Below are 11982 nucleotides of genomic sequence, written 5' to 3' on the forward strand. Positions count from 1 at the left end.
CCAGTCAATGTAACCTCTGAAGGGAATTATGTAGTAACCGCTACCAATACCATTAACGGATGTAGTATTCAACAAACTGTAACTGTGAGTGCAGATTTAACCAAGCCTGAGCTTACCGCTACTGCTGACGGAATCATTACCTGTACTAATACCTCGGTAGCATTAACCGCCACATCAACTACTCCTAATGTAACCTTCAACTGGGAAGGATTTACCGATGGTGAGAATCCGGTCAATGTAACCTCTGAAGGGGATTATATAGTAACCGCTACCAATACTATCAACGGATGTAGTATTCAACAAACTGTAACTGTAAGTGCTGATTTAACTAAGCCTGAGCTTACTACTACTGCTGATGGAATCATTACCTGTACTAATACCTCGGTAGCATTAACCGCCACATCAACTACTCCTAATGTAACCTTCAACTGGGAAGGATTTACCGATGGTGAGAATCCGGTTAATGTAACTTCTGAAGGTGAATATAGAGTAACGGCTACTAACACAATTACAGGATGTACTAAACAAGAAACCATAATAGTAAGTGCAGACTTAACTAAACCTGAGCTTACCGTTACAGCAGATGGAATGATCACTTGCAGTAATACTTCAGTAACCCTAACGGCTACATCCACAAACCCCAATGTGATCTTTAGCTGGACTGGGTTTACTGCTGGTGAGAATCCGGTAAATGTAACTTCAGAAGGTGAATATATGGTAACCGCTACTAACACAATTACAGGATGTATTAGACAAGAAACCATAATAGTAAGTGCAGACTTAACTAAGCCTGAGCTTACCGCTACGGCTGATGGAATCATTACGTGTACTAATACTTCGGTAGCGTTAACGGCAACATCTACAACACCTAATGTAACCTTCAACTGGGAAGGATTTACTGCTGGTGAGAATCCGGTAAATGTGACCTCTGAAGGTGAATATAGAGTAACGGCTACTAACACAATTACTGGATGTACTAAACAAGAAACCATAATTGTAACTGCTTTTTGTGATGAGAAAAACGATGACATACAAAATGTATCAAACATCGAAACTAGGACTTTCTTTAAGTTTGAAGCAAAAGCATACCCTAATCCATCTAAAGACAAAGCTACCATTACTTTTAGCAGCGAGAAAGAAGGAAGTGCAAGGATAGAGATTTACACGATTACCGGTGTTTTAGTGAACACTTTATTTGATAATAAAGTTGAAGCTAATAAGCAGTACCACACTACTTTTAACGAAGATGGAGATTTACCATCTGGAGTTTATTTTTATGTTTTACGTCTAGGTAATGATTTTATTACAAATCGTATCATTTTAGCAAAATAAACTACCTTAATACTTAATAGAGGTATAACAAATACAACCTGAATAGATAATTTGAATTACTATTCAGGTTGTATTATTTTTAAATCAAAATACACTAACAAAAAAGGTATTCTATTTTCAACCCTTGGATCAATAATAGAATCTACTTTAAATCCCTCCCCTCCTAGTATTTATCAATATATAATGAATTAAAAAGGGAAAGTTTATCTCTGTTGTTTTTAAAAGTTAAAACCTTTTAACAAAATAATGTAAAGTAAAAACCCCCTGATCAAAATAACCCAAAATGACCAGGGGGTAAAATATCAATCTTACATAGAAATATTTATAAAGTTTTTATCACAATCGTCAAAATAAAAACAATAACCTTTCTACATATGTATAGAACAATAGTTTCTTAATTTAAAAAAACAGGTAATACATGACTGACATCATTTCTAAATTTTATATCTCGCTATAAATTGGTTTTATAATAGTTTATTGTATTTCACATATAGAAGTAAACAAAAAGTATGTTTAAGCTTCTTTCATGAGGTAAATTAATAGTTAGCTCTCAATTTTCTTCTTTTTACTCTATTTCAAGTTGACTACAATGTATTAAGCTTAATAAACTATCTACTTTATTTACTAGCTCCAACAGTTTATATTGTGTAACCATATTAGATTCAAGAATAATTTTATTCTCGATTTTAAGTCTATTTATTTCATTCTTTCCTATAGAATTGAAAATTTCGTCTTCTTCTGGTATTACATTAAAAAGAATCGATATAACAAACATTATAGTACCTACAGGTAACACCCACTCCATTTTTTTCATAAAAACATTTTCAAAATAATAGACAAATACAATGGTTTTTATCAACGATAAAGTAGTAAACATCTATATAGATTACTAGAGCAATATTATGGTAAAGCCATAAATATCTTTAGAAAAAAGAGCATACAAAAAGAAACATTATTACATCAATAGGTTACTTTTTAAAAGATAAGGAGGAACAAAAGAAATCATCAAAAAACAATCAATTAAAAACGTTGGACATAGTATTTTAAAGAGCAGTTTTAATAAAACAACAGTAATATATTGATATTGCAAATCCACAAAATATATTCTGTTTTATGAGAAAACGGTGTTATAGAATGATACTATTGTATGAATAAGACAAAAAAAGCAAAACCATAAAAATATTGAAAAAGCTAAAAAAGAAACAAAACAAACTCCTGAAAAACAATAGATTAAAGATAAAACTTAAGAAAATCAAATTACAAAAAAACCTTTTACCTCTCTAATACCTCTTAGTGTCCCCCTTTTGTACCCTCAGTTTTTTTTTAGACAACAAGACTACATATTAAATTTGAGTTAAAACCAAATTAGAATTATAGTTCAGACTCTTAATTGTAAGTAGTTTTGTTTTTTCAAACCTCAAATACCTTAAAAAAGAAATAAAAACCTATTTAAACAATAAATTCATAAGATACAAATCATCAAAATTTACCCCTAACTTTTTAATAAACTCAGATATGGCCATTCACAACACTTCATCTTTAAAATTACTTTTTCATCCAAAAAGTACTATAATATTAAAAAAGAAGAATTTTTATAAAAGCTAGAAATTCTCTTATCTTTTATTAAAGACATTAAATCTTATTCTTTAAATTCTATCTTAATCATAACAGAATTTATCTTTATTGGATACCGAATTAAATGTATCTAAATTGTATAAATTAAAATTTAAAACAATAGTTACAGAATCACAGATTCTAAGTAATTGTGCTAGAAATACCATTTATATTGCTTATCTTAAAGTGTTATGTTAGTGAATTTTAGAAATATTTTTAATGATTTATATAGATATGGATTAAAATAAAAACCAAAAACCCCCTTAATAAACCTCTTAATAACCCAACCCCATATGATACTACTTCTACACTATTCTTTTTATAGATTAAACTTAATATCTGTATCATTACCTAATTTACGGAAGATACATTTAACGATCTACACTATTTTATTTATGTGTTTTTTACAAAGTATAAATGCACAAAATCAAAAATTAACCAATTTAGAAAATGAACCTACTCAATATTACAAAAACAATACTATAAGTGTTGATATTCTAAGCAGTATTGGCTATCAATATTGGGTTCAGGGAAATTATAAAGAAGCACTTCGATACCTTCTTATTTCAAAGAAAAAACATAAAAAAAATAACAATTATAAAGGTGTTGCCAGCACAACACTACACATCGGATTAATATATGCCGATTTAAAGGAGTACAATGAAGCGCTTAGAGAATATAACAAAGCGATTCATCTATTTACAGATTTAAAACTCACAAATGATGTTGCTACTACTTTCACCAAAATAGCAACTATTTTGATTGAGCAAAACAAGCATATTGAAGCCTTAGAATATCTAAATAATGCTTTGGAAATACACACTAAAAGTAATTTTACTTATGGTATTGCAGAGATTCATAATCGTTTGACTTTACTCCATTTAAATAAAAATAACCTCGACAAAGCATCGTATCATATTCATGAATCAATTAGACTAAGTAAAGAAATTGGAGATACCTATGGATTGACAAGTAGCATGATTCTATTAGGTAAAACTTTAAGACTTAAAGGCAATTTGAAAGAAGCTGAGCATAACCTAAAAATGGGATTACAGAGCTCAAAAGAAAATAATCTAAAAAAGCAAGAGCTAGCTTCATATCAAGAATTAAAGAAGTTAAAAACCATAATGAACCAACCTGAACAAGCTTTATTGTTTTATAATAACTATGTCAAACTTAAAGATACTTTGTTCAATTATAAAAAATCAAAAGAAATAGCTTTTTTAGAATTTAAAAATAAATTAGAACAAACCAATACTAAAATTTCTATTCTTGAACAGGAACATGGAAAGAAAAAAATCATCAACTACACTCTCTTTACCAGTATTTTACTCATCTCCATTAGTGCATATATTATCTTATCTGTGTATAGAAAACGTTCAGAAAAAGAAATTGAATTTGCAATTAAAGAACAAGATATTTTAAAATCTCAAAATTCTTTAGCTCAAAAATTTATTCAAAATGAAAAACTGAAGCAAAAGGAGTTAGAAGAACAACTAGAATTCAAAAATAAGCAACTTACCTCTTATACTTTTAATTTTCAGCAAAAGAATGAGATCATCAATAAAATACAGAATATCGTTAAGCATTTAGATCAAGTGTCATCTTTAGAAGAGAAAAAACTTATTCAAGAATTAAAGAAGCTGGCAGAAGAAAACCTGAGCATTGATAAAAATTGGGAGAATTTTAGAAATTATTTTGAAGAAGCTAAAATAGGGTTCCATGCCAAATTAAAATTAAAACATGAAAATTTAAAGGCTAACGATCTTAAAATATGTTCTTTGATTAGACTCAACCTTAATATTAAAGAAACGGCAAGTATTCTTGGTATTTCGCCAGGAAGTTTAAAAACTGCCAGATATCGTCTTCGTAAAAAGCTGGAACTGAATCCTAAACAAGAAATCATTGATTATTTAATTAGTCTTGAAAAAGAAATGATTCCTGACGATAAATTGTATAAATAGAAGTTTTGTATTATGTGTTCTTTTGTGAATACCTTATGCCTTATAATTAAATATCTCTAGAGGTTCATGACTAGGTTTTGAAGGGATTCTTCTGGTTTTATATTTAATTTTTTACGAAGACGATATCTGGCCTTCTTTACTCCTTCTTGAGTAATGTTAAGGATTCCTCCAATTTCTTTGTAAGACAAATTCATTTTTAGTAATGCAATTAGTCTTAATTCTCCTGGAGTGATTTTAGGGTATTTCTTCTTAACAGTTGTATAAAAATCTTGATGGATATGTTCAAAATAATTTCTAAAATTCTCCCAGCTTTCATCATCTCTTAATTCTTGTTGAATAATTGCTGTTAATTGACGATAGTCAAATGTTATATTTTCTTTTTCAGCCAATACAAATTTTTCTATCGTTTGTTTTAGCTTTTCTAATACGGTATTCTTTTTGGCTAAGTGTAAAGCATGTGTAATTAACTCTCTTTTCTTAAATGACAATTCATCATCTAGCTTTTCTTTTTCCAATCTAGAATGTTTTGCCAGCAATTTAGAACGTTCTATTTTTTGTTTGGTTTCATAAAATCCAAACCCCAAAATAATAAGAATTAATACTAAAACAATAATCAATAAGGAATACTTTAGCTTATTAATTTTTACTCTTTGTTTCAGTAATTGAATTTCGTTTTCCTGTTGATCAATTTGCAGTTCTTTTTGTTCTGTTTCATACATCATTTGTAATTGACGTGCTTGTTTTTCATTCTCTATTTTAAGCATTGAATCTTTTAACTCCAGAGCTTTTTTATAATATCCAGAAGCTTCCATACCTCTTCCCTCCTGCTCTACGATAGATGCCAAAATAGTATACGTATTCTTTTCGCCTTTTAAATTTTTGATCTTTTTAGAAATTCCCAATGCTTTGGTTGCATAAAACTTTGCCTGACCAAGTTTATGGATAGCTAAATAAGTCTTGCTTAACCTATGACAAGTAATCATTTTACTAGTGTAATCACCATTATACACATGGTTTTCTAACGATTTCTTTAAATAATCAATCGCTTTATTGTAATCCTTAAGATGATAATAGATCTCACCGATAGAACTTTGTGTAGAGGCTATATTCTTTTTATTTCCTGATAGCTTTTTATATTCCAGGGCTTCCATGCTATACTTCAGCGCTTTATCATAATTATTAAGTCCAACATAACATCTCACTATATTTTGTAAAGCAACTGCAACCTGTATATTATTACCTGATTTTCTTATAACTATTAAAGCTTCATTAAGATAATCCAATGCTTTTTGGTATTCTTTCTGATCTATTAAAGAACGACTTAAATAATTATATTCACGACTGATGCCATTTATATCATGTTTCTTTTCGTATATACTCATTGCCTGCAAGTGAAATTCCATTGCTTTGTGATGATTCCCAATATAATAATAGCAACTTCCTATATTTTCTATTGCCTTTGCAAAAGAAATAGAATCATTAATTGAATGAAATAACTCTCTGGATTTTTGAAAACTTTCTATTGCTCTAAGATAATTAGCCTGATATTTATGAATTACCCCTATTTGGTGTAATGCTGATCCTTGCCCCCAATAGTATTTTTCTCTTTTATTAATCGCTAAAGCCTTATTAAAATATACTAATGCAGAGTCATATTGTTTCTGGTAATAATAAACAATCCCTAAACAATTTTGAGCACCAGCGATACCTCGTTGATTTTTACTGGATTTAGCAATTTTTAGTGCTTTATTGATATAGGTTTTTGCCAATTTTGAATCTGACGTAGCATATTGAATTCCTAAATCATTATAACCAATTACTAATGTAGAATCAGGTGTATCATGATCATTTACTAAAAAACGTAAACTATCTACAATTTTAAGGTTTTGGGCTGACAATTCTTGAGATAAAAAAACTCCATAGCATAAGACAAATACTAAATAGAAAATTCTCATTTAGGGATAATATTAAGAAATCAAAAATAAAATTTTAAACAAATACTTTTTATAGAAACAATACTGGAGAAAAATAGAATTAGCATTTTTCTACACACAATCTATTAACTTCATAATATTGTTTCTTACAAAACAGACAAAGGTATAATCGTAACTAGTGATTTAGCAATATATAGGGTAGACAAAAGGTTACAAATACAAATCAATAGGTGTACAATTCTTTTATCAACAGAACATAAACCTCACAAAATCAATCAACTGTCATTTAACTATGTAAAAGAGAGAATTTGCTATGGAAAAAAATAAAAAACGCCCAAAATCGGGCGTTTTTTATTTTTTTATATCAGATAATATTCAATCGGCAAACATAACTTCATTTAGATATCAAGAAAACAGATTTCAAATTAAATTAGTTTCTTTATACATTACCTAAGATAAAGAGGCTATTTTATTTATGAAGTTCTTCGTATATATTAATAGGTAGAAAATTATGTCTTTGCGCATTGTCCTCACCATTGGATGCGTCAAATATTTCATTGAAATACCCTACTGCTCCATATGAGTAATTTACTTTTTCTATCCATTGATTGAAATAATCTTCTTTTTTATCAGAAGTAGCATATTCAAAAACTTTACCTTTTAATTTTTCCAAACCTGCTTCTGTAAAAATTGGACGTGATGGGAATATTTTAAATTCACCTTCTGTGATTTGAAGTTTGGATTCAATCCATTTTACATCAGCTTGGTATTGTGCGACAAGTTTATCTTCTAAAGATAAAAATATCTTTTCTTGTAATACAATTCTAAGGGTACTTCTCTTTCCTATCAAATCTTCAACCTTAAAAGTAAGACGACCATTACTTCCTAATTGATATTGTCCATCATTATTACTATTTTCTAAGACTATTGTAAAAGGAATTCCATTAATACTGCTTACAGTAAATTCTCTATCATTAATAGATTGAATAGAAATTTGATCATTCTGTGCCTTCATTTGTATAAAAAAGCATAAGATTACCAGGGTAAGTAATAACTTTTTTGTGTTCCAAGTATTCACGTTGCGCATAATATTCATTTTTTGGGGGAGTAAAATTATGATTTCATAAATTGTTTTCAAAGTTCTAATTGCATAGATTTCTTTTTATTTGAAAGTTAATCAAATACGACCATCTATAAAAAGTATATTTAATAATTAATAATAGATAAACAAAAAACATACCAAAATAAATAAAAGCCTCCAACAATAACGTATTAAACATTTTACTAACCTGTTATAAACTAAACACATAACATTCTTAGTTCGTTATCTTCTTCTTTATTTTACAATAACTTTTTAGAATAAATATAATACGCTAATGAAGATGTATGGGATAAAACAATTTCTAAACTGATACTGATATTCTTCAATTAGGTATTACACAAATGATCTATTTCTGAATTTATTTGGTTTAAAATACTATGCCATTTGACTAAACCTCTCATAATCTCACATTTAGTACTTTCTGATACCGTTTTTAGATCGCTATTAAAAGTATTTTTATAATATGAAATACCTTCACTTAAGTTTTTGGCAAATGTTGTCAAGTACTTTTTTTGTTTAGTATCCAAGGGGGTTTTCATCTCTTCGAGCTTAGTTTTTAAGTAATTGATATAAATCCCTAACTCTTTTATGAACATATTTGGACGATCTGTTCTTGTTATTACATCAGATTCTCCATAGATATGATTGGTCATTTCTTTTAAACTCATAATCTTTGAAAAGTAAGCCATATTGGGGCCTGGGCAAATAGAAACACCTTGTCCTTCGGTTTTGGTATTTAAGTTATACTTTAATAATGCTGAAGTTCCTAATCCAACACAAGTACATGACTTTTCTATGATTTTATTATATTCTTCCTCATATTTATCTTTAGAAAACTCTTTTTCATCCAATTCTTTAATTTTTAAATACTGATATTGACGAGAAGCAGTACACATCCCTTGTTCAGAAAAATCTTTATTTAAAGCTACGTATTTTTTAGGGCAGGAACTCCCCGGTCTATTTTTTGATATCAAAGCAAGTTTTTCCTGATCTTTAGTATTTCCCTTAAGATTATTAAAAGGTATACCCAAAGGAGAGATATTACTTAGATACAAATCTTTTTCTTTTGCTTTTACTAATTTATCTAATGAACTATCATCTACAGTTGTTGCTTCGGGAACCAAAAGAAATGGTGTCCCCCAACCTACAGAATCTACTCTATAGTGTTCGAGTAAAAACCGATGTTCTTCTGCTGTACCAACTCCTCCTTGAGCGGTTATTTTTATAGATAAAGGTTCTTGTAGAATATGACTTCTTTTATGAAAAAGTGCTTCAATCATTATCTTGTGTATTTCTTGTATCAATTCCTCCTTTTGATCTCTAAATTGAGCTAAAATAGGTCCCAGAAGATATCCATCGGTTGCAAATGCATGCCCCCCACAATTAAGCCCAGATTCAATCCTATATTCTGAAACCCAAAGTCCTTTTTTAGCAAGAAACTTTCCTTGTATCAGGGCAGATCTGTAATCACTTACTTTTAAAACTATTTTCTTTTTAATCTTCCCGTTCTTATCGGGATAAAAATCATCAAATTCTTCCATATAGCTATATAACCTAGGATTCATACCTGCCGAAAGTATTATAGATGAAGATAAATCGCTTTTAGCATATCCTCTAAGTGCAGAGTGAGCGTCATTATATATATTAGGTAATTTTTCTTTTTTCTTATAATTTTCTTTATCTACTTTAGTCATGATATTAACATCAATACTTCCTATACATAAATGATCTTCTATAAAACTTAGGAGTTCTTTTACATTATAATTTGTATAACTCAAATTTTTAAATCGTTGTTTTAGGACAGAAGTACCAGGTAGAATGTTTAAATATTGTTTTAATTCTTTATTCAATCCATTTGAAATATTTTTGAGTTCTTCAAACTTCTTTTCTGCTACATTATTCATCAAATTAAGATAGGAAGTAATCCGTTTGGCTCTAAAATCTTCTATACTTTCAGTTATTTCACTATAGGGTTCTTCAAATAGATTGCAGTACATTTTTCTTAGTTTTTCTAATAGAATATCATCTACTAAGGAAACAACAGAGTCTATGCCTAAATGAGAAACTTTTAACGGAGTATCGATGGTAAAGCCTATTCCCATTACAGGAATATGAAATGAATGTAGTTTCATAAAAGAATAAATTAATTTTGCTGCAATTGCGCAACTATAGATTGTTAATCCAAAATATTATGTATTTACATATATTTATACAGATTCTTAATCGTCAAAATTGACAAATGGAGTCAGAACTAAATATGATAATTATCATATTCTATGAACTTCTAATTTTTTAACAATAATTAGTTTGAATTTCTGGTAGCTCTCTTTTCATACCTTCTATTGTATAATTTCTAAAACTATGTTCTAAGAGTCGTATTTGACAAAGAGTTTTTATTGAAGATTTTAGATTATATAAATCTAAAAAAAGGTAATTTAAAATGTTATTGTACTCGAATCAAATACAGGGTCTCTCAAAATATTCCCTACTGCAGCCTCAAAAATTCATCAAATATATATCCAAATAAAACGGATATTAATTGAGGGATAACCTCCTTAAAGAAAGTATATACATTTGGAATATAATATTAATTAATTGTTAGAAATCAGAACAAATACATCACTAACAACTCTGAAGAAATAGAAAATCTTTTAACAAAAATTGAAAACGTATCGTCATGGAAGAATATAAAGAATTTGAATATAAAAGTACATTTTCATATTGGACATTCATGCCTGCTATTATTTTTGGGGCACTAACACTTTATTGCTTTTATTACAATGCAGGGATTACAATTAAAGGTAAAAGTATTATATCAAGTCCATACAGTTATTATATTTTAGGAGTTTTATTCATTTCATTTTTGATATACTCCATCTACAAATTAAAAGCGCATAAAACTGCCATTCAAAATAAAAATACTATAAAAATATCTCAGACTACAATTAGTTTTCCTCATAAAACCACTCAAGTCATTTTAAGTTTTAAAGATATCAGCAAGTTATATATTAAGGATGATTCTGATGATGGAGAATCTATTATCATTTATACGAATGATAATAAAGATAGATTTGAGTTTTTTCATGACAACTTTATTTCATCTACAGCATATATCGAGTTTAAAATTTCGTTAGAAAAATTATGTATTAATGTAAGTAGTACATAATCCAATAATTCCTAATCATAATAACATGGAAAATAAAGAAAAAATAGAACAAGAAGTTCAATTAGAAATTATAGAAAAACTACCTAAACAAATATTACAGGAAATGCTAGACATTTATAAAAAATCAGCTGAAATGGAAAGTTATGTAAAAATTCCTTTTTTGATTATTGGTGTCTTTTTCTTAATTCATAATATTTTTATAGCTGGTAGAAGTTATAGCTATGATACCTATAATACTATCAAAACAACAGAATTTTCTATAGTTGGAATCATAGTTATTGTTGTATTCATTATGGCAGGAATAGCGATTGATAAAAATTTAAAATTAAAGAAAAAATTAACTAATGCCTCGAAGACTTACAATATTTCATTAGAAACAATGCAAAATGAATTTAGTGGTATAGCTGCCAATTTATATGGTGGTAGAGGAGTTAAACTAACAAAGTAAGTTTTCAATATTTTCTATTAAAATAACATAAATATTTTCAATCTAGAAAAGAATATGAAATCAAAGATTAATATTTCTGTCATCGCACTCTTATATGAGGGGCAAAACCAAAAGTACAAACAATAAAAGGGGTTAACAAATGTTGAAATGTTCATTTATGTTCATTCGATGTTCATTTTTTAGGCTCTATTAATATTATTTTCTGCAAAATGTGAATTTAGGGTTGAATATACTACTCATAAGGGCTTAGAAGGCTCTATTTAGACCAAAAAAATTATAATTACACATAAAACTACACCAAAAATTAGGTTTAATACTGCTATAAAACAAGGTTTCTCTTTTTTTGTATTGTTTTCTTAGTGTTTATAAGGCTTAGACCTTAACTACATTAGCTATATTTTTTGCACTTTTGGTTATATCCG

The 11982-nt window shown here is 28.4% G+C and carries 8 protein-coding genes; 4 read left to right on the plus strand and 4 right to left on the minus strand.

The window, feature by feature from the left end; genetic code table 11:
• A partial coding sequence (locus FOF46_RS29190; protein WP_143918977.1) for a T9SS type A sorting domain-containing protein occupies positions 1-1332 on the plus strand: 1332 nt, incomplete at its 5' end.
• Positions 1333-1897: 565 nt separating this feature from the next.
• Here the strand turns inward: FOF46_RS29190 and FOF46_RS29195 are convergent.
• Positions 1898-2146 (minus strand): hypothetical protein, encoded by a 249-nt coding sequence (locus tag FOF46_RS29195; RefSeq protein ID WP_143918978.1) that lies wholly within the window; start codon positions 2144-2146, stop codon positions 1898-1900.
• A 1195-nt stretch (positions 2147-3341) separates the two neighbouring features.
• On the opposite strand from FOF46_RS29195, the gene FOF46_RS29200 reads away from it, so the two are divergent.
• Complete coding sequence (locus FOF46_RS29200) at positions 3342-4910, plus strand: tetratricopeptide repeat protein (protein ID WP_160114201.1); 1569 nt, start codon at positions 3342-3344, stop codon at positions 4908-4910.
• Between the two features lie 56 nt (positions 4911-4966).
• Here FOF46_RS29200 and FOF46_RS29205 read toward each other — a convergent pair whose 3' ends face one another.
• The 3 genes from FOF46_RS29205 to FOF46_RS29215 all read right to left on the minus strand — a co-directional run bounded on the left by FOF46_RS29205 (position 4967) and on the right by FOF46_RS29215 (position 10078).
• Positions 4967-6865 (minus strand): tetratricopeptide repeat protein, encoded by a 1899-nt coding sequence (locus FOF46_RS29205; RefSeq protein WP_143918979.1) that lies wholly within the window; start codon positions 6863-6865, stop codon positions 4967-4969.
• A gap of 448 nt (positions 6866-7313) precedes the next feature.
• Complete coding sequence (locus FOF46_RS29210) at positions 7314-7931, minus strand: hypothetical protein (RefSeq protein ID WP_143918980.1); 618 nt, start codon at positions 7929-7931, stop codon at positions 7314-7316.
• A gap of 341 nt (positions 7932-8272) precedes the next feature.
• On the minus strand, positions 8273-10078 hold the full coding sequence (locus tag FOF46_RS29215; protein ID WP_143918981.1) for a hypothetical protein: 1806 nt from the start codon (positions 10076-10078) through the stop codon (positions 8273-8275).
• 545 nt (positions 10079-10623) lie between these two features.
• Between FOF46_RS29215 and FOF46_RS29220 the strand changes: the two genes are divergently transcribed.
• On the plus strand, positions 10624-11112 hold the full coding sequence (locus FOF46_RS29220; protein ID WP_143918982.1) for a hypothetical protein: 489 nt from the start codon (positions 10624-10626) through the stop codon (positions 11110-11112).
• A gap of 25 nt (positions 11113-11137) precedes the next feature.
• Positions 11138-11560, plus strand: a complete 423-nt coding sequence (locus FOF46_RS29225) for a hypothetical protein (RefSeq protein ID WP_143918983.1) — start codon at positions 11138-11140, stop codon at positions 11558-11560.
• Positions 11561-11982: the final 422 nt, after the last annotated feature.

Origin of the sequence: Aquimarina algiphila (assembly GCF_007489275.1) — a bacterium.
Lineage (GTDB): Bacteria > Bacteroidota > Bacteroidia > Flavobacteriales > Flavobacteriaceae > Aquimarina > Aquimarina algiphila.